The 20,058-nt window shown below is 74.7% G+C and carries 11 protein-coding genes; 8 read left to right on the top strand and 3 right to left on the bottom strand.

From position 1 onward, the window contains the following. Nucleotides 1–40 precede the first annotated feature (40 nt). From ACFZCY_RS09660 to moeZ, 5 genes are all read left to right on the top strand, one after another. Nucleotides 41–1,846, top strand: a complete 1,806-nt coding sequence (locus ACFZCY_RS09660) for a DUF3492 domain-containing protein (RefSeq protein ID WP_391170715.1) — start codon at nt 41–43, stop codon at nt 1,844–1,846. Beyond that, on the top strand, nt 1,843–3,135 hold the full coding sequence (locus ACFZCY_RS09655; RefSeq protein ID WP_391170713.1) for a hypothetical protein: 1,293 nt from the start codon (nt 1,843–1,845) through the stop codon (nt 3,133–3,135). The genes ACFZCY_RS09660 and ACFZCY_RS09655 overlap by 4 nt, the downstream gene beginning before the upstream one ends. Next, complete coding sequence (locus ACFZCY_RS09650) at nt 3,132–4,157, top strand: NAD-dependent epimerase/dehydratase family protein (protein ID WP_391170711.1); 1,026 nt, start codon at nt 3,132–3,134, stop codon at nt 4,155–4,157. The genes ACFZCY_RS09655 and ACFZCY_RS09650 overlap by 4 nt, the downstream gene beginning before the upstream one ends. Continuing rightward, nucleotides 4,154–4,915, top strand: coding sequence for a spherulation-specific family 4 protein (locus ACFZCY_RS09645; protein ID WP_391172091.1), 762 nt, complete (start codon nt 4,154–4,156; stop codon nt 4,913–4,915). The genes ACFZCY_RS09650 and ACFZCY_RS09645 overlap by 4 nt, the downstream gene beginning before the upstream one ends. A gap of 87 nt (nt 4,916–5,002) precedes the next feature. After that, the gene (gene moeZ / locus ACFZCY_RS09640; RefSeq protein ID WP_391170709.1) at nt 5,003–6,181 is read left to right on the top strand and encodes an adenylyltransferase/sulfurtransferase MoeZ; all 1,179 of its coding nucleotides are present in this window, start codon (nt 5,003–5,005) and stop codon (nt 6,179–6,181) included. A 62-nt stretch (nt 6,182–6,243) separates the two neighbouring features. Here the strand turns inward: moeZ and ACFZCY_RS09635 are convergent, their stop codons facing one another. From ACFZCY_RS09635 to ACFZCY_RS09625, 3 genes are all read right to left on the bottom strand, one after another. Then, a complete protein-coding gene (locus ACFZCY_RS09635; protein WP_391170707.1) occupies nt 6,244–7,869 on the bottom strand; it encodes an alpha/beta fold hydrolase in 1,626 nt (541 codons plus the stop codon). Nucleotides 7,870–7,948: 79 nt separating this feature from the next. Next, nucleotides 7,949–9,490 carry an alpha/beta fold hydrolase gene (locus ACFZCY_RS09630; RefSeq protein ID WP_391170705.1) on the bottom strand — a complete coding sequence of 514 codons (1,542 nt, stop codon included), beginning with the start codon at nt 9,488–9,490 and terminating at the stop codon, nt 7,949–7,951. Nucleotides 9,491–9,562: 72 nt separating this feature from the next. Next, nucleotides 9,563–12,376, bottom strand: a complete 2,814-nt coding sequence (locus ACFZCY_RS09625; RefSeq protein WP_391170703.1) for a flippase-like domain-containing protein — start codon at nt 12,374–12,376, stop codon at nt 9,563–9,565. A gap of 197 nt (nt 12,377–12,573) precedes the next feature. Here ACFZCY_RS09625 and ACFZCY_RS09620 point away from each other — a divergent pair, with 197 nt between their 5' ends. The 3 genes from ACFZCY_RS09620 (at nt 12,574) to ACFZCY_RS09610 (ending at nt 20,050) form a co-directional block, all read left to right on the top strand. Beyond that, complete coding sequence (locus tag ACFZCY_RS09620) at nt 12,574–12,969, top strand: MGMT family protein (RefSeq protein ID WP_391170701.1); 396 nt, start codon at nt 12,574–12,576, stop codon at nt 12,967–12,969. 87 nt (nt 12,970–13,056) lie between these two features. Continuing rightward, nucleotides 13,057–16,359 carry a UvrD-helicase domain-containing protein gene (locus tag ACFZCY_RS09615; protein ID WP_391170699.1) on the top strand — a complete coding sequence of 1,101 codons (3,303 nt, stop codon included), beginning with the start codon at nt 13,057–13,059 and terminating at the stop codon, nt 16,357–16,359. A 145-nt stretch (nt 16,360–16,504) separates the two neighbouring features. Further along, the gene (locus tag ACFZCY_RS09610; RefSeq protein ID WP_391170697.1) at nt 16,505–20,050 is read left to right on the top strand and encodes a UvrD-helicase domain-containing protein; all 3,546 of its coding nucleotides are present in this window, start codon (nt 16,505–16,507) and stop codon (nt 20,048–20,050) included. Nucleotides 20,051–20,058 lie beyond the last annotated feature (8 nt).

The raw sequence follows: 20,058 nt of genomic DNA, 5'->3' as shown, positions 1-20,058 counted from the left end.
GCATGACGGCTTGCCCACATGGGAGATCGGGGGTGCGCTCATGCGCGTGGGACTGCTTACGGAGGGTGGGTACCCGTACGCGACCGGTGAGGCGCTGGTGTGGTGCGACCGGCTGGTGCGCGGGCTGGACCAGCACGACTTCGAGGTATACGCGCTGAGCCGCGACGCCCGTCAGGAGGCCGGGGGGCGGGCGGAGCTGCCCGGACAGGTGCGACGGGTGCGCACCGCGCCGCTGTGGGGCGAACCGGCCGGGCGGCGGCGGTCGTACGGGCGGCGGCAGCGGCGGCGGTTCGCCGAGCACTTCGGGGACCTGGCGGTGGCGATCAGCGTGCCGGGCGGCCCGGACAGCGCCCAGGCGGACCGTTTCGCCAGCGGTCTCCACGGCCTCGCCGACCTCGCCTGCGACACCGGCGGGCTGACCGCCGCGCTCCGCTCCGAGGACGCCGTCCGCACCCTGGAGCGCGCCTGCCACACCCCCGGCGCGCCGCGCGCCGCCCACCGGGCGCGGGTCACCGATCTGCTGGCCGTGACCGAGGCGCTGGAGCGGGCGCTGCGCCCGCTGTCCCTCGACTGGTACGGCGGCGGCCGCGACCCGGGGCTGTCCGGTGTGGACCTGTGCCACGCGACGTCGGGCGGCGTGGCCGCGCTCCCGGGGCTGCTGGCCAAGCGCCGTTTCGGTACGCCGCTGCTGGTCACCGAGTACGGCGTACGGCTGCGCGAGCACTATCTGCGGCGCCCGCCCGGCCGCGACGAGCGCTCCGGGCCGGTCCGCGCCCTGCTGGCCGCCTTCCAGGGCAGGCTGGCCGCCGAGGCGTACGCGCAGGCCGCGCTCATCACCCCCGGCAATACGCACGCCCGTCGCTGGCAGGAGCGGTGCGGAGCCGACCCGGAGCGGTTGCGCACCGTCTATCCCGGGATGGACGCCGCCCGCTTCGCGGAGGTGGGCGAGGGCGGCGCGGCGGCCGGGGGAGGGGACGACCGGACGCTGGTGTGGGTGGGGAGGCTCGAACCCGCCAAGGACGTCGTCGCGCTGCTGCACGCCTTCGCCGAGGTGCGGCGGTGGCAGCCGGACGCGCGGCTGCGCGTCATCGAGACCCGGCCCGGCGACGGCCCGTCCGGCGGTGACAGGCCCGGCGACGGCAGATCCGGCGACGGCAGATCCGGTGGTGACAGATCCGGCGGTGACTGGTCCGGTGCCGACATGTCCGGCGGCGGCTACCCGGCCCACTGCCGCGGGCTGGCCGCCCACCTCTTCCCCGACGAGGCCGCGAACGCCCATACGCCCGGCGACAATCCGGTCTCCTTCGAGCGCGTCGGCGACCCCGAGGTGCCGACCCTGGCGGACGCGTACGCGGCGGGTTCGGTCGTCGTGCTGTCCAGCGTCGTCGAGGGGTTCCCGGTGGGGCTGGTCGAGGCGATGTTCTGCGGCCGGGCCACGGTCTCGACCGACGCGGGCGCCGTCTGCGAGGCCATCGGCGGCACCGGCCTGGTGGTGCCGCCGCGCAACCCCCGGGCGCTCGCCGACGCGTGCCTCGCGCTGTTGCGCGACCCCGAGCGCCGCGCCCGCCTGGGCGCCGCCGCGCGCGCCCGGGCGCTGGAACTCTTCACCGCCGAGCAGAACGTGATCGCCTTCCGGGGCATCTACCTGGAGCTGATGTCGCACTGCCCGGTGCGCCACGAGGAGGCCGGCGCGGACGGCGCGCCCCTGCCGTTCGCCCGCCCGGCCGAGGCCCGCGTCCCGGGCCGCTGGACCGCGGGCCGGCGCCTCGCGCACACCCCCCGCTGGGCCGAGCCCGGACCGGCACCGCGCCGGCCCCTGGCCGCCCTGTCCGAGGAGGGCGCGTGACCGGGCCCACGGGCGCGTCCGGGGCGCGCCGCGAACAGTCCAGCGCCCCGGCGTCCGCCCATGAGCGGGGCGCGAAGGCGCGGCGCGGCTCGGTGGATCCGGTGCGGGCGCTGATGCACCGTCACCGCGAGCTGTGCGCCCGGGCCGTCGACCCGCTGGAGATCGCCGCCGGTCTCGAGGCCCACGGGGTGACCGACCGCACCGCCGCCCGCTTCCGGCACCGCGACGTCTTCTCGCTCGCCGAGGAGCTGTACGCCCGGGTCCCGCGCGACGGCGACACCGGGGACGACGCGCGTCCCGGGGAGACCGGGCCGACCCGGCCCCGGGGCGTGCGGGCGGCGCTCGGACTGCTCTGGCTGCTGCCCGGTGCGCTGGCCGCGGCGAGCGTCGCCGGTGCGTACCGGACCGGGGCCGTCGCGGTCGGCGCGGCCGGTGCCGTCCTGACGGCGGGCGCCCTGTGGTCCTGCCTGCGCCGGGGCCCGCTCGGCACCGCCGGGCGAGGCGGCCGGACGGGGCGATGCGCGAGCCGGTCAGCGGGCCTGCCGGGAGCGCTGCGCACGGGGTGGCTGCTCGCCTACGCCGCCTGCGGCGACTGGCTGCTGACCGGGCTCACCGGCCGTACGAGCCCGTACGACCCGGCGGCGGCCTGCGAGGCCGCCGTCGTCCTCGGCCTCGCCGTCGCCCCCGCCGCGTGGCTGGCCCGCTGGTTCGCCGTACGGGCGCGCCGCAGGCTGGCCGCGAGCAGCGGGCTGGACGAGTTCGCTGCGGGGGTCCGGCCGCTGTGCGCGGCCACCGCCCTGGCCTTCCTGCTCACCCTGCCGCCGCTGGTGCTCACCGCCCGGCTCACGGTGCCCGGCGCCACACCTGACCCCGTCGCCGAGGCGGGCGCCGGCGCGCTGGCCGCTCTGCTGTTCGCCGCCCGGCTGCTCACCGTGCACGGCTTCCGCGCCGCCGCGGCCCTCGGCACCGCCGTGGCCTGCGCTGCCGAGGCCGCCGGGCCGGCCGCCGCCGGGGCCGCCCGGCTGCCGGGCTGCGCGGCGCTCGGCGAGCCGGTGCGGCGGCTGGCCGCCGCCCATGGCACGGCCGCCGTCCCCGCCGTGGCCTGCGGGACCGCCGCGCTCGCGCTGCTGGTGTACGCGTGCGCCGCGCTGTCCCGCGCCTCGGCCCACACCGCCCCCACCACGCCCCCCACACCGATCATCCCTCTCCTTCCCATCCCTACGAGGAGCACAGCCATGAGCGACGAGACGACCGCCCCACACGCCACCCCCGGGGAGGCGCGACGATGAGAGTCCTGCTGCTCGGCTCCGGCGGCTACCTGGGCCGCTACGTCGCCGAACACCTGCTGGCCGACCCCGCCGTCCAGCTCACCGCGCTCGGCCGCGGCGATGACGCCGACGTGCGGTTCGACCTGTCCAACGGCAGCCCCGGCGCGCTCACCCGCTTCCTGAACGCGGTCCACCCCGGTGTGGTGATCAACTGCGCGGGCGCGACCCGCGGCGGCGCCCGCGAGCTGACCCGGCACAACACCGTGGCCGTCGCGACCGTCTGCGAATCGCTGCGCCGCAGCGGCTGCGGCGCCCGGCTCGTCCAGATCGGCTGCTCCTCCGAGTACGGGCCCTCGCAGCCCGGCTCGTCCACAGCCGAGGACGCCGTGCCGCGCCCCGGCGGTCCGTACGGCGTGAGCAAGCTGGCCGCGACCGAGCTGGTGCTCGGCTCCGGTCTGGACGCGGTGGTGCTGCGGGTCTTCTCGCCGGTCGGGCCCGGCACCCCGGCCGGTTCCCCGCTCGGACGGCTCGCCGAGGCGATGCGGCGCGCGATGCAGTCCGGGGACAGCGAGCTGAAGCTGAGCGGTCTCGGGGTGCAGCGGGACTTCGTGGACGTACGGGACGTGGCGCGGGCGGTGCACGCGGCCTCGCTGTCGGCCGCCCAGGGCGCGGTCAACATCGGCACCGGGCGCGCCGTCCGGCTGCGCGAGGCGGCCTCCGTGCTGGCCCGGGTGGCGGGTTTCGGCGGCACCCTGCACGAGGTCGACGTCCCGCCCGGGCGGAACCCGCTGCACCCGTCCGCCCATATCCCGGCCCCCGCGCACGCTCCCGGCCACGCTCCGGCGCCCACCCCGCACGCCCCCGGTCACGCCCCCGGACCGGCGGAGCACGGCGGCGCCACCGCGTACCCGTATCCGGACGGCTGCGGCAGCTGGCAGCAGGCCGATGTGCGCACCGCGCGCGACCGGCTCGGCTGGCGCTCCCGCATCCCGCTGGAGGAGTCGCTGGCCGACATCTGGATGGAGGCCGCGTGTCGCATCTGACCTCCCCTGGGCCCCGGCCCGGCCCGGCGCCGCCGCCCGCCGCCGGGCTGGGCCTGGGGGTGCCGGGCTGGGCGCATCCCCTGGTCGCACCGGCCGAATGGGGTGAGCTGACCCGCCCCGGCACCCCGGTGCACTGGGCCGTCCTGGACGTCGCGCGCGGCCCCGGCTCGTGCCCGGACCCGTACTGCGCCGCCGCGGTGGCCCGGCTGCGCGCCGCGGGCGTACGGGTGCTGGGGCGGCTGGACGTGAGGTTCGGCACCCGCCCCTTCGGCGAGCTGGTCGCGGACGCGGGCCGCTACCTGGACTGGTACCGGCCCGACGGCTTCTATCTGGACCGCTGCCCCTCGGAGCGCCCGGGCCTGGCGGAGGTCCGCCGGATCGTCACCACGCTGCGGGCGCTGCGCGGCCGGGCGTACACGGTGCTGGGCCAGGACACCCATCCGTACCAGGAGTACGCGGAGATCGCCGACCAGCTGGTGACCTTCCGCGGCCGCTGGGCCGACTACCGTTGGTCCCAGGTAGCGGAGTGGACGGCGGGCTATCCGCCCGAACGCTTCTGCCATCTGGTGCACGGGGTGCCCCGGCCGCATCTGGACGAGGCGCTGCGCATCGCCCGCTGGCAGGGGGCGGGCACGGTCTTCTTCACGGACCGCACGACCCGACCGGGCCAGCGCGCGGGCTCCGCCGCCCTGTGGGAGACGCTGCCCGGACACTGGGACGACGTCGTCTCGCGCATCGGACCATGTGTCATGGAATGAGATGGGGCGTGGCAGTGTTACGAGAAGACAACCTCCCCGCTCACGCGGGGGTGAACCGCTCCCGCTCCTACTTACTACGGAGTCCCCGTGTCGCTGCCACCCCTGGTCGAGCCGGCTGCCGAGCTCACCGTCGACGAGGTCCGCAGGTACTCACGCCATCTGATCATCCCGGATGTCGGTATGGAGGGCCAGAAGCGGCTGAAGAACGCCAAGGTGCTCTGTGTGGGCGCGGGCGGTCTCGGCTCGCCCGCCCTGATGTACCTCGCCGCCGCCGGTGTGGGCACCCTCGGCATCGTCGAGTTCGACGAGGTCGACGAGTCCAACCTGCAGCGCCAGATCATCCACAGCCAGGCGGACATCGGCCGCTCCAAGGCGGAGTCCGCGCGCGACACCGTCCTCGGCATCAACCCCTACACGAACGTCGTGCTGCACGAGGGCCGCCTCGAGGCCGACAACGTGATGGAGATCTTCTCCGAGTACGACCTGATCATCGACGGTACGGACAACTTCGCCACCCGCTACCTGGTCAACGACGCGTGCGTGCTGCTGAACAAGCCGTACGTATGGGGTTCGATCTACCGGTTCGACGGCCAGGCGTCCGTCTTCTGGTCCGAGCACGGCCCGTGCTACCGCTGCCTGTACCCGGAGCCCCCGCCGCCCGGCATGGTCCCCTCCTGCGCCGAGGGCGGGGTCCTGGGCGTGCTGTGCGCGTCCATCGGCTCCATCCAGGTCACCGAGGCCATCAAGGTGCTCACCGGCGCGGGCGACCCGCTGGTCGGCCGCCTGATGATCTACGACGCCCTGGAGATGACCTACCGGCAGGTCAAGGTCCGCAAGGACCCGGACTGCGCGGTCTGCGGCCCGAACGCCACCGTCAAGGAACTCATCGACTACGAGGCCTTCTGCGGTGTCGTCTCGGACGAGGCCCAGGAGGCGGCGGCCGGTTCGACGATCACTCCCAAGCAGCTCAAGGAGTGGATCGACGACGGCGAGGCCATCGACATCATCGATGTCCGTGAGCAGAACGAGTACGAGATCGTCTCGATCCCGGGCGCCCGGCTGATCCCGAAGAACGAGTTCCTGATGGGCACCGCCCTCCAGGACATGCCGCAGGACAAGAAGATCGTCTTGCATTGCAAGACGGGTGTCCGATCCGCGGAAGTACTGGCCGTTCTGAAGAACGCGGGCTTCTCCGACGCCGTCCACGTGGGCGGCGGCGTGATCGGCTGGGTCAACCAGATCGAGCCCGACAAGCCGGTCTACTGACGCCGGTTCGCCGTATGAGAGGGCCCGGACCGCTGTACGAGCGGTCCGGGCCCTCTCGTCGTTCATCCGCAGGTCTTGCCGCCCGCGGGCACCTTCCCGTCGAGCAGATAGGCGTTGACGGTCTTCGTCATGCAGGCGTTGCCGCTGTTGTACGCGCCATGGCCCTGCCCCCGGTACGTGACCTCGACGCCCACGCCCCGGCCGAGTTCGCGGGCCATCGTGCGGGCCCCCGCGTACGGGGTGGCCGGGTCGCCGGTGTTGCCGACGACGAGGACCGGCGCGGAGCCCTCGGCGCTCACGTCCGGGGTGTCCGTCCTGCCGTCGACCGGCCAGCCGGTGCAGGCGAGCAGGGACCAGGCGAGATAGTCGCCGAAGACCTTCGAGGCCTCGCGGAACCGCGGCAGCCGCTCCTTCACATCGCTCACCGTGTAGCGCTTCTTCTCGTCGGCGCAGTTGATCGCCGTATTGGCCGCGTTGATATTGCTGTAGCGGCCCTTGTCGTCGCGGCCGGACATCGAATCCGACATCGCGAGCAGCAGATTGCCCTTGCCGAGCGTCAGCGCTTCCTGAAGGCCCAGCGTCAGGTATTTCCAGCTGTCCTCGGAGTACAGCGCGGCGGCGATACCGCCGAGCGCCCCGCCTTCGGTGAGCTTGCGGCCGCTGTCGGTCTCCAGCGGCTTCTTGTCGAGTCTCTTCAGCAGCGTGACGATCTTCTCGGCGCCCGCCTTGGGATCGTCCCCGACCGGGCAGGCGAGCCCCTTCCGGGCGCAGTCCCGGAGGTAGTTGTCCAGCGCCAGCTGGAACCCCCTGGCCTGGGCGAGGGAGCCGTCTTCGGTGTCCGCGGACGGGTCGACCACGGCGTCGAGGACCGCGCGCGCCACATGCCGCGGGTACAGATGGGCGTAGACGCCGCCGAGTTCGGTGCCGTAGGAGATGCCGAAATACGACAGTTTCCGGTCCCCGAGCACCTGCCGCATGAGGTCCATGTCCCGGGCGGCGCTGACGGTATCCACATGGGGGAGCACCTTCCCGGAGCGCTTTTCGCATCCGGCCATGTATTTCCGCGCGTCCGCGGTCGCCGCCTTGATTTCGGCGGCGTCGTCCGGAGTGCCGTCCACCGCCTCCGCGGCGTCGATCTCCTTGTCGCTCCGGCAGGTCACGCCCTCGCTTTCGCCGACCCCGCGCGGATCGAAGCTCACCAGGTCATAGCCTGCGCGCAGTTTCTCGTAATCCCCGCTGAAACCGGGCAGGGAGGAAACCCCGGAGCCGCCGGGTCCGCCGAAATTGAACACCAGGGAGCCGATCCGCTTCCCCGGGCCGGTGGCCTTCGCGCGGATCATGGCGAGGTCGATGGTCTCTCCGTCCGGCTTCGCCCAGTCCAGTGGCACGGTGAGGTCGGCGCACTCCCAGTCGCCGCCCGGCGCCTTGCCGGTGCCCTGCCGCGCGGTGGGCGCCGCGCACTCCTTCCAGCGCGGCTTCTGGCCCGTGAGCGAGCGGGGCAGGCCGGAGGAGCCCGGGGGCGCGGCCGCGGCGGACGAGGCGCTGGAGGAGGAACCGGACGTCGGGGTGGCCGACGCCTTCCCCTGGTCCTTCCCCTGGCCGTCGCAGCCCGCGACGGCGAGGAGGGCGGCCACGGCGGTCGCGGAGACCAGCGCCCTGGTCCGTATGGTGCGGAGGGAACTCGACATGGTCGGTGATCCTATGAGGATGGTATGAGCGGGAGGGTGCGCGCTTGTTCTCCATACCGTCATAGCGGCGGCGGCACGGCTAGGTGCAGACCTTGCCGTTTTCCGGGACCCGGCCGTTCAGCAGGTAGGCGTTCACGGTCGTGCGCACGCAGCGGCTGCCGCTGTCGTACGCCCCGTGTCCCTCGCCCTTGTAGGTGAGCTGGACGCCGACCCCGGGCCCGAGTTCGTCGGCCATCTTCCGCGCGCCGGCGTACGGGGTGGCCGGGTCGCCGGTGTTGCCGACGATCAGGATGGGGGCGGCGCCGCGGGCATGCACGTCGGGGGTGGTCCAGGCGCCGCGGACGGGCCAGTCGGTGCACTGGGTGAGGCTCCAGGCCATGAAGTCACCGAACACCGGGGACGCCTCGCGGAAGGCGGGCAGCTTCCGCCGGATGTCGGCCAGGGTGTAGCGCTGTTTGAAGTCGGCGCAGGTGACGGCGTTGAGCGAGGACTGCAGGGTGCTGTAGTCGCCGTTCTGGCCGCGCCCGTTCATGGCGTCGCCCAGGGCCAGCAGGATCCCGCCGTCGCCCTGCTGGGCGGCCGCGATCCCCTGGGTGAGGTACGGCCAGAAGTCCCGTGAGTACAGGGACTGCGCGATGCCTCCGTCGGCCAGCGACTGGGTGAGCTTCCGGTTGCCGCTGCCCGCCACCGGATGCCGGTCCAGGCGCTTCAGCAGGGCCTGGATCCGCGCCTGGGTCGGACAGCCGGCCCCGGCGGTGGGGCGGCACCCCTTCAGGTAGTCGCCCAGCGCCAGCTGGAACCCCTTCGCCTGGCCGAGGGCGCCCTGCTCGGGGTCCTGGGCGGGGTCCACGACCCCGTCGAACAGCGCCCGGCCCACCTTCTTCGGGTACAGATGGGCGTAGACGCCGCCCAGTTCGGTGCCGTAGGAGACGCCGAAGTAGTACAGCTCGCGGTCGCCGAGGACGCGGCGCATCACCTCCATGTCGCGGGCGGCGTTGGTGGTGCCGACGTAGGGGAGCACCGCGCCGGACCGCTTCTCGCACCCGGTGGTGTAGCCCTTGACCCGGTGCAGCAGGGAGGTCACCTCGGCGGAGTCGTCCGGGGTGGCGTCGGCCGCGTAGAAGGCGTCGAGCTGCCGGTTGCCGAGACAGCGCACCCCCTTGCTGCGGCCGACCCCCCGCGGATCGAAGCTGACCAGGTCATAGCGGGTGCGCAGCTGCTTGTAGGTGCCCGCGAGGGCGGGGAGCGTGGCGACGCCGGAGCCGCCGGGTCCGCCGAAGTTGAAGATCAGGGAGCCGATCCGCTTGCCCGGGCCGGTGGCCTTGGCGCGGATCATCGCGATGCCGATGGTGGCGCCGCGCGGCTTGGTGTAGTCGAGCGGGACGTGCAGGGTGGCGCACTGCCACTCCCGGCCCGGGGCCTTGGAGGGCGCCCCGTCCTCGCTGCCGGAGGGGACGGGGCAGGCGGCCCAGTGGAGCTTCTGGTCCGCGGTGGTGTCCGGCCGGCCGGAGTCGCCGCCGCATCCGGCGGTGGCGGCGAGCAGCAGGGCGGCGGCGGACAGCGCACCGGTGCGCAGGGGTCGGGACACGGCGGCTCTCCCTGGGTGGCGGCGTACCGCCATCCTGCGGGCCTCGGCGGGGGCGCGCGCGCACAGCGCGGGCGTACGGGTGAGGCCGTATGACGACCGGCGGGTCTACAGGGACTCCCGGCGGGTGAGGTGGGTGAACGCCACCCAGCCGGGCAGCACCGGCAGCCAGAAGACCATCAGCCGGAACAGCAGCACCGCGGGCGCGGCCGTCTCGTACGGCAGCCCGGCGAAGGTGAGCCCGGCGATCAGGGCGGCCTCGACGGCGCCGACGCCGCCCGGGGTGGGCGCGGCCGACCCCAGGGCGTTGCCCGCGAGGAAGACGACCGCGATGCTCGCGTAGCTCAGCTCGCCGCCGAACGCCCGGATCGACGCGTCGAGACACATCACGTTGGCCGCGGTCAGCAGCAGCATGCCGCCGATGCCGGCGAGCAGCTTCCTGGGCCGCTGGAGCACGTCCAGCATGCGCGGTACGACGCCCGCGAACAGCGACCGCACCCGGGTGGAGACGAACTTGCGCAGGGCGGGCACCGCGGTGACCACGAGGGTCAGCACGGCGCCCGTCAGCAGCCCGGCGATCACGGTCCGGGACGGCGAGAGCGTCGGGGTGCGCTCGGTGCCGGTGATGTAGCCGAAGATGGCCAGCAGCACGATGTGGCTGGCCAGCCCGAACAGCTGCGAGGCGCCGACGCTGGCCACCGCGAGCCCCGACCGCACCCCCGCGCGCTGCAGGAAGCGGGCGTTCAGGGCGACGCCGCCGACCGCCGCGGGGGCCACCAGCTTCACGAACGAGGCGGCGACCTGCGCCAGCACCGTACGCCCGAAGGGCACCTTCTCGGGGACGAAGCCGAGCAGGCTCAGGGCGGCTGCCACATAGGTGAGCGCGGAGAAGGCGAGCGCGAACACCACCCAGATCCAGTTGGCCTCGCCGACCAGGGCGCCCAGCTTGAGGTGGGTGAACTGGGACAGCAGGAAGTACGCGGCGAAGGCGCCCGCGCAGAAGCTGACCAGGGTGCGCGGCTTGATGCGCTCCAGCCGCACCGGCTCGATCGGCGCCTGCGGCCGTACCAGCAGCACCTGGCGGCGGATCTGGGCGAGCAGATCCTCCTCGCGGGCCTCTTCCAGGGCCTCGTCGAGCGCCCGCTTCTCGGCCTGCTTCTCGGCCTTGGCCGTCTTGCGGTCGCTGACGGCCGGTTCGGCCCTGCGCCCGTCGTCGGTCTCGCCCCGGGCCGCCTCCTGGGCCTCCTCGGCCTCCCGCGCCCTGGCCTCCTTGGCGGCCCGGGACGCCTCCAGCACCGCTTCCCGCTGCCGCTGGGCGCGCTCCCGGGCGAGCTGGCGCAGCGTCGCCCGGGTGGCCCGGCCCAGGGCGAGGGGCTGCAGCAGGGGGAGGCTGTCGGCGACCGCGTCCGGGCCGATGACGCCGACCGCGGCGGCCACGGAGCGCTCGGCGCCCACCCGCAGCCCCAGGGTGGTCAGCAGCTGCGCGATGTCCATCCGCAGCACCACGTCGCCCGCCGCGATCTCACCGCCGCGCAGATCCGTCAGGATGACCGCGCCGGAGCGGTCGATCAGCAGGGCGTCGCTGTCCAGCCGCCGGTGGGCGATGCGCCGCGACTGGAGCGCCTGCACCTGGTGCCAGGCCCCGGCCAGCAGCTCGTCGGTGATCGCCTCGTCCGGCAGGGCGTGCAGGGGGCGGCCGCCGATGTGCTCGTAGACCAGCATCACGGCGTCCGGGCCCAGCTCGGAGTGAGCGATCAGCTTGGGCGCGTTGGCGCCCGCCGCGATCGCCGCGTACGCGAGCAGCGCCTCCTGCTCCAGCGCCTGGCGCAGCGACTGGAGGCTGCGCGGCGGGGTGATCGTGCGCAGCGTCAGCCGCTGCCAGACGCTGTAGAAGAAGCCCTGGGCCTGCTGTTCGCGGTCGACCACGGTGACGTCCAGCGGCGGCCCGTCCTCCAGGGTGACCAGATAGCGGCGGCCCCGGTCGCTGTGGTTGCCGTGCTCGTCGACGGCCTCCTCGGCGCGCGCGGCGCTGACCGGGTTGAAGCCGACCCGGCGCAGCCCGGCGAGCAGGTGCTGGCCGGTGGGCCGGACGTTGGGGGAGCCGACGGCGTAGAGCGTGCCGTAGGCGACGGTCCAGCCGATGAGCACCGTGACGATGATCGAGAACGGGGTGGTGTAGCCGCCGACGAGCACCGCGAACGCGTCGAGCAGCAGCACGCCCCACATGGCCACCCGCCAGCGGGGGCGGCGCGCCATGCCGACGGCCGTCATATAGGCGATGACGGGGGCGAGATAGCCGTGCACGGGATCGCTCAGGGCGCCGCCGGGCGCGGGCTGGGTGAGGGCCTCGCGGATCGAGCCGGGCGCGGCTCTGGCGACCCACAGATCGGTGGCGAGGGAGATGCCGTGGGCGAGGACCGCGGCCAGGACGCCGTCCGCGATCCGCAGCCCGTCCCGTTTGATCAGCCGCTCGATCGCGAACGCCACCGGCAGGACGAGCACGGCGATGCTGGCCGTCAGCCCCGCGAAGTCGATCATCAGCGGGGGCGCCTGGTTGGCGCCGTGGCCGATGTCCTTCTCCAGTCCCGCGGTGGTGCCGTGCGCGAAGGCCGCGACGGCCAGGACGATGCCGATGCCCAGCGCGCCGAGCAGCAGCCGCATCAGGTCCGAGGGGCGGTGGACCCGGGCGGGCAGCAGCGGTTCGTCGCCCGAGACCCGCTCGTTGTGCCCCTGCGGCCCGTCGGAGCCGTCGGGGTCCTCCGGCTCTTCCCAGCCGTCGGCGCCGCCGTGGTCCTGGGGGCCGTGCGGACCGTCGGCGCCATCGGAGCCGTCCGAGCGCGGCATCGCCTCAGGGGCGCGGGCCTCCTCCTCAGGAGGCTGCGCACCCTGCTGCTTCGCCGTCTCTTCTTGATCTCGTATCACCAGTCACCGCCCGGAAGATGGTGGCATGCCCGGGCTGCGGAGGAGGGCATCAGGGTGCATTTCGGGGATGTGAGCCTCGGATCGTACGCCCTGTAGTGAGTTCCCGCACAATGTGTGATCGAACCCCCGTCGTCGTCCGCAGAACCTTCGACGGTACCGCGCGGGCGGTGTCGGTGGCGTGGGGCAGGATGGGCGGGATGAGCCGGGAGAGCGAGGAGCAGCGGGCCGCCGACGAGCTGCCCGCGTACGCGGAGCGGGTGCTGGACGTCGCCGAGCTGATCCCGCCGGGCCGGGTGATGACCTACGGGGACATCGCCGAGTGGCTGGAGGAGGGCGGCCCGCGCCAGGTGGGGCGGGTGATGGCCCTGTACGGGGGCGCCGTGCCGTGGTGGCGCGTGGTGCGCGCGGACGGCGCGCTGCTGCCCGGCAGCGAGCTGCGGGCGCTGGACCACTACCGCGCGGAGGGCACTCCGCTGCGCGAGGCGCCCCACTCGGCCGAGGGCCATCTGCCGAGGATCGACATGCGCCGGGCCCGCTGGGACGGCGTGGAGGGCGCTGGGGGCACGGAGGGTGCTGACGCCGCGGCGGGATAGAGGTCGTCCACAGCCATTCGGGTGACGTACCACGGCACATGAGAGGCTGTGCGGCACCCAGCCAACCCACCAGGACCGGCGATCCACGTGAGTTCCTCCTCCTCGTCCCTGCCGCGACAGCGGCGCGGGCGGCAGCCGCATCCGCGGCAGCCGTCCCCGGGCACGTACCGCCTGGTCCGCCGTCGGCCGGATCCGGTGGTTTCTCCTGTCCTGGACGCACGGCAGCGCTCCGTGGTTGAGCACGAGGGCGGTCCGCTGCTGGTGCTCGCCGGACCGGGCACCGGAAAGACCACGACGCTCGTTGAGGCCGTCGCCCGGCGGGTGCGCGACGGCGCGGACCCCGAGCGCATCCTGGTGCTCACCTTCAGCCGCAAGGCCGCCGTCGAGCTGCGCGACCGGATGGCGGCGCGGCTGGGCGGCGCGACCGGGCCGCGGGCCACCACCTTCCACTCCTTCTGCTACGCGCTGGTCCGCGCCCATCAGGACGTCGATCTGTTCGCCGATCCGCTGCGGCTGCTGTCCGGCCCGGAACAGGACGTCGTCGTACGGGAACTCCTCGCCGGGCAGGCCGAACTGGAGCGCGCGGGGCGCGCATCGGTCCGCTGGCCCGACGACCTGCGTGCCTGCCTGACCACCCGCGGCTTCGCCGACGAGGTGCGCGCGGTGCTCGCCCGCAGCCGGGAGCTGGGGCTCGGCCCGCGGTCCCTGGGGGAGTTCGCGGCCCGCACCGGGCGCCCGGACTGGGGCGCGGCGGCGGCCTTCCTGGCCGAGTATCTGGACGTCCTGGACGCCCAGGGGGTGCTGGACTACGCGGAGCTGGTGCACCGCGCGGTGCTGCTCGCCGAGCGGCCGGACGTCGCGGCGGAGCTGGCCGCCCGCTATGACGCGGTGTTCGTGGACGAGTACCAGGACACGGACGTGGCCCAGGCACGGCTGCTGCACGCGCTGGCGGGCGGCGGAAGAACACTGGTGGCGTTCGGCGATCCCGATCAGTCGATCTACGCCTTCCGGGGCGCCGATGTGAACGGCATCCTCGGCTTCCGGGACGCCTTCCCGCGCGCGGACGGCCGCCCGGCGCCCGTGGAGGTCCTCACCACCTCGCGCCGCTCGGGCGCCCGGCTGCTCGCCGCGACCCGGCTCGTCACCGGCCGGATGCCGCTCACCCGCCTCCCGGCGCACGCCGTGCGCGCCCACCGGGAGCTGAGGGCGGCCCGCGACGGGGGCCGCGTCGAGGTGTTCACGTACCCCACCGCGGGCGCCGAGCTGGACAACGTCGCCGACATCCTGCGCCGCGCCCATCTGGAGGACGGGGTGCCTTGGAGCGAGATGGCCGTCCTGGTGCGCGCCGGGGGGCGCTCGCTCCCGGGCCTGCGCCGGGCGCTCACCTCCGCCGGGGTGCCCATCGAGGTGGACGGCGACGACATCCCGCTGCGCCACGAACCCGCCGTGGCCCCCCTGCTGACGGCGCTGCGGGCCGCCGCCACGGCCGCGCTGCCCGACTCCGGCGGACTGTCCGCCGCCCTCGGCGTCGAGACCGCCCTCACCCTGCTCACCTCGCCGCTGGGCGGCATGGACGCCGCCGATCTGCGCCGCCTCGGCCGCGCCCTGCGCGAGGAGGAGCGGGCCGCGGGCCAGGCCGTACCGCGCCCCTCCGACGTCCTGCTCGCCGAGGCGCTGGCCGCGCCCGAGCGGCTGGCCGTCCACGACCCGGCGTACGCGCGCGGCGCCCAGCGGCTCGGCCTGCTGCTGCGCAAGGCGCTGGAGGCGCTGGCCGGCGGCGGCACCGCCGAGCAGGCGCTGTGGGAGCTGTGGGACGGCACCCCCTGGCCCGGGCGGCTGGAGGGCGCCGCGCAGCGCGGCGGGAGCGCCGGGCGCAACGCCGACCGCGACCTGGACGCGGTGTGCGCGCTGTTCGAGACCGCCGCGCGCGCGGAGGAGCGCACCGGCGGCCGCGGCGCGCTCAACTTCCTCGACCAGCTCGACGCTCAGGACATCGCCGCCGACACCCTCTCGCGCCGCGTCGCCCGGCCCGACGCCGTGCGGCTGATGACCGCCCACCGCGCCAAGGGGCTGGAATGGCGCCTGGTGGTGGTCGCGGGCGTCCAGGAGGGGCTGTGGCCGGACCTGCGGCGCCGCGGCTCGCTCCTGGAGGCCGACCGGATCGGCCGGGACGGGCTCGCCGAGCCCCTGACGCCGGGCGCGCTGCTGGCCGAGGAGCGGCGGCTGTTCTACGTGGCGGCGACCCGCGCCAGGGACCGGCTGGTGGTCACCGCCGTCAAGGCGGCCTCCGAGGACGGCGACCAGCCCTCGCGGTTCCTGACCGAACTGGGCGTCACCCCGGTCGATGTCACCCAGCGGCCGCGCCGCCCGCTGTCGGTCGCCGCGCTCGTCGCCGAGCTGCGCGCCACCACCGTCGACCCGGACGCCTCGGACGCCCTGCGGGAGGCCGCCGCGCAGCGGCTGGCACGCCTCGCGGCGCTGCGCGACGAGGACGGCCGGCCGCTGGTCCCCGCGGCCCACCCCGCCGGCTGGTGGGGCCTGTACGAGCCGACGCACAGCGAGGTGCCGCTGCGCGACCGCGACCGGCCCGTGGCGCTCTCCGGCAGCGCGCTCGACCAGCTCGTCAACACCTGCTCGCTGCAGTGGTTCCTGGGGCGCGAGGTCAAGGCGGACGCCCCGTCGACCGCCGCCCAGGGCTTCGGCAACGTCGTCCACGTCCTCGCCGACGAGGTGGCCTCCGGGCGCACCCCGGCCGACCTCGCGGTCCTCATGGAGCGCCTGGACTCCGTATGGGACGCGCTCGCGTTCGACGCCCCCTGGAAGTCGCGGCAGGAGAAGGAGCACGCCCGGGCGGCCCTGGAGCGCTTCCTGCGCTGGCACGTGATGGAGCGCGGCGGCCGCACGGCGGTCGCCTCCGAGCACGGCTTCGACGTCATCCTCGAGGCCGACGCGTACCAGGTGCGCATCCGCGGCAGCATGGACCGCGTCGAGGCGGACGCCGAGGGGCGTGCGTACGTCGTCGACTTCAAGACCGGCAAGCAGTCCGTGACCCGCGGCGAGGTCGCCCACCACCCCCAGCTGGCGGTCTATCAGCTCGCCGTGCGGGAGGGCGCCGTCGACGGCCTCTTCGGCGGCGACCGCCCCGAACCCGGCGGCGCCGAGCTGGTCCAGCTGCGGCAGGGCGCCCCCAAGAAGGACGGGGGCGAGACCGTCCCCAAGGTCCAGGCCCAGGACCCGCCCGACGGGGAATGGGTCGGCGAACTGCTCGCCACCGCGGCCGGACGCGTCCTCGACGAGCGCTTCGCGCCGAGCACCGGGGCGCACTGCGAGCGCTGCGCGTTCCGCGCCTCGTGCAGCGCCCGCGCGGAGGGCCGCCACGTGGTGGAGTGACGGAGTATGAGCGTGCTTGTGGCGTCATGTCCCTTCTTGCCAGCAGTCTCGTCGGCGGTCTCGTCGGCGGTCTTGTCGGCGGGGGATGTGGGGAGTTGTCCCCCATGTCCGTGGCCTGTCGGTGGCGACCGATAGCCTCACTGGAGTGTCAGCCCGCATCACCGATCCCGAGGAGCTCAAGGAGCTGCTCGGGATCCCGTTCACCCCGGAGCAGACGGCGTGCATCACCGCGCCGCCCGCCCCGCAGGTGATCGTCGCCGGAGCGGGCTCCGGCAAGACCACGGTGATGGCCGCGCGCGTCGTCTGGCTGGTGGGCACCGGCCAGGTCGCACCCGACCAGGTGCTGGGCCTCACGTTCACCAACAAGGCCGCGGGCGAACTGGCCGAGCGGGTACGGAAGGCGCTGGTCAAGGCGGGCGTCGTGGACCCCGATCCGGATCCGGGCGCCGCCGAGGAGGCCGCGGGCGAGCCCGGCATCTCCACGTACCACGCCTTCGCCGGACAGCTCCTCAAGGAACACGGGCTGCGCATCGGCCTGGAGCCCAGCGCCCGGCTGCTCGCCGACGCGACCCGCTTCCAGCTCGCCGCGCGCGTGCTGCGCACCGCCCCCGGCCCCTACCCGGCGCTCACCCGTCCCTTCGCCGACCTGGTGACGGACCTGCTCGCGCTCGACGCCGAACTGGCCGAGCACCTGGTCCCCGCGAAGCGGCTCCACATGTACGACACCGAGCTGCTGGACACCCTCGACGGGGTGAAGCTGACCAACGACGCGCTGCGCAAGGTGCCCGAGGCCGCCCGCGCGCGCCGTGAACTCCTCGGGCTGGTCGAGGAGTACCGCGACGAGAAGCGCCGCCGCGATCTGCTCGACTTCGGCGACCAGATCGCGCTCTCCGCCACTCTGGCCGGCACCGGCCCGGAGGTCGGCCGGATCCTGCGCGAGCAGTACGCGGTCGTCCTGCTGGACGAGTACCAGGACACCTCCGTCGCCCAGCGGATGCTGCTGTCCGGTCTGTTCGGCGGCGGCACCGGACACCCCGTCACCGCCGTCGGCGACCCGTGCCAGGCCATCTACGGCTGGCGCGGCGCCTCGGTGGCCAACCTCGACGACTTCCCGGCGCACTTCCCGCACCGGGACGGCAGCCCCGCCCGCCGCTACGCGCTCAGCGAGAACCGGCGCAGCGGCGGCCGCCTGCTCGACCTCGCCAATGGGCTGGCCGCCCCGCTGCGCGCGATGCACCAGGGCGTCGAGGCGCTGCGCCCCGCGCCCGGCGCCGAGCGGGACGGCCTGGTGCGCTGCGCGCTGCTGCCCACCCACGCCGAGGAGCTGGCCTGGCTCGCCGACTCGATCGCCCATCTGGTGCGCACCGGCACCCCGCCCGGCGAGATCGCGGTCCTGTGCCGTACGGCCGGTGACTTCGCCGAGATTCAGGGCGCACTGGTGGCGCGTGACGTTCCGGTGGAGGTCGTGGGCCTGTCGGGGCTGCTGCACCTGCCCGAGATCGCCGACCTGGTGGCGGTCTGCGAGGTGCTGCAGGACCCGGGGGCCAACGCGGCGCTGGTCCGGCTGCTCACCGGCCCGCGCTGGCGCATCGGCCCCCGCGACCTGGCGCTGCTCGGCCGCCGCGCCCGCGCGCTCGTCTCCCACGGCGGCCCCGGCGACGCGGAGGACGACCCGGACCGGCGGCTCGCCGAGGCCGTCGAGGGCGTCGACCCGTCGGAGATCATCTCGCTCGCCGACGCCCTCGACACCTTCCTGGACTCCGGCGGCGGCCGGGACGACGGGCTGCCGTTCTCGGCCGAGGCCCGGGTGCGCTTCGCCCGCCTCGCCGCCGAACTGCGCGAGCTGCGGCGCTCGCTGGCCGACCCGCTCATGGACGTCCTCCACCGGGTGCTGGCCACCACCGGGCTGGAGGTGGAGCTGTCCGCCTCGCCGCACGCCCTGGCCGCCCGCCGCCGCGAGACGCTGGGCAACTTCCTGGACGTCGCCGCGTCCTTCGCCGCGCAGGCGGGCACGGCCGTGGACGGGGAGGCCACCCTGCAGTCGTTCCTGGGCTTCCTGCGGACCGCCGCACAGTACGAGAAGGGGCTCGACAACGCGCTCCCCGGCGGCGAGAACACGGTCAAGGTGCTCACCGCGCACAAGTCCAAGGGGCTGGAGTGGGACGTGGTGGCGGTGCCCGGACTGGTCGCGGGGCGGTTCCCCAGTGAGCAGAGCCGCGAGTCCTGGACGGCGAACGCCCGCGTCCTGCCGCACGCCCTGCGCGGCGACGCCGACACCCTCCCGGAGGTCACCGCCTGGGACGCCAAGGGGCTCACCGCCTTCAAGGACGCCATAAAGGAGCACCAGCGGACGGAGGAACTCCGCCTCGGCTATGTCACCTTCACCCGGCCCCGCTCGCTGCTGCTCGGCTCCGGGCACTGGTGGGGTCCGTCCCAGAAGCGCCGCCGCGGTCCGTCCTCCTTCCTGGAGGCGCTGCGCGCGCACTGTGAGGCCGGTTACGGCGAGGTCGAGGCGTGGGCGGACGAACCGGAGAAGGACGCGGAGAACCCGGCCCTGCGCGAGACGGCCGCCGACCGCGCCTGGCCGCTCCCGCTCGACCCCGGCGCCCTGGCCCGCCGCCGCCGGGCCGCGGACACGGTCCTGGCCCATCTGGCCCGCCTGGAGGCGGTGGACGGCCCGTATGCCGACGACCCGCATGAGCCGGTTCCGGACGAGGACCCGGCGTGGCCGGAGCCCCCGGACGACGTGTACCCGTACGAGGAGGAGGCGTACCCGTACGACGAGGCGTACGACGACCCGTATCCGTACGAGGAAGACCACCCGTACCCGAGCGGCGATCCGTACGACGACCCGTACAGCGCCCCGCACGACGCCGAGCCCGCGTACCCCGGCGCGCGTCCCGGGCCGGACGCCGGCCTGGCCCCCGAGGAGGCGCGGCTGGCCGACTCCTGGGACCGCGATCTCGACGCGCTCGCCGGGGAGCTGCGGCGCGCCCGCGCGACCGTGCACGAGGTGCCCGTACCGCAGACCCTGACCGCCACCCAGCTGATGCGGCTCGCCGCCGACCCGGACGGCTTCGCGCGGGAGCTGGCCCGCCCCATGCCGCGCCCGCCGAGGCCCGCCGCGGCCCGTCGCGGCACCCGCTTCCACGCCTGGGTCGAGTCCCGCTTCGAGGCGCTGCCGCTGCCGTTCCTCGGCCCGGACGAGCTGCCGGGCGGCGAGGACGACGAGCCGGAGATCGCGGACGAACGGGAGCTGGCGGCGCTCAAGGAGGCGTTCGCGCGCACGCCGTACGCCCGGCGCACTCCGTACCGCGTCGAGGTGCCGATCCAGCTCACCCTGGCGGGCCGGACCGTGCGCGGCCGGATCGACGCCGTGTACCGGGAGCCCGCGGCAGGCGCCGGGGGCGGCCACGGCTACGAGATCATCGACTGGAAGACCGGCCGGTCCAGGGACGCCGACCCGCTCCAGCTGGCCATCTACCGCCTCGCCTGGGCCGAACAGCACGATCTGCCGCTGTCGGCGGTCTCGGCGGCCTTCCTCCACGTACGCAGCGGGGAGATCGTGCGCCCGGCGGAGCTGCCCGGCCGGGCGGAGCTGGAACGCATCCTGACCGGCGAACCGGAGGCCGAGGCAGCCGGCGGCGAGGCCGAAGATGTCCGTAAGGCTTTCACCGACGTCGAACCATGACCGAAGGC

The sequence above is a fragment of the Streptomyces sp. NPDC007983 genome (assembly GCF_042958345.1).
Classification (GTDB): Bacteria; Actinomycetota; Actinomycetes; order Streptomycetales; family Streptomycetaceae; genus Streptomyces.
This window is presented reverse-complemented; position numbering and strand designations above follow the sequence as displayed.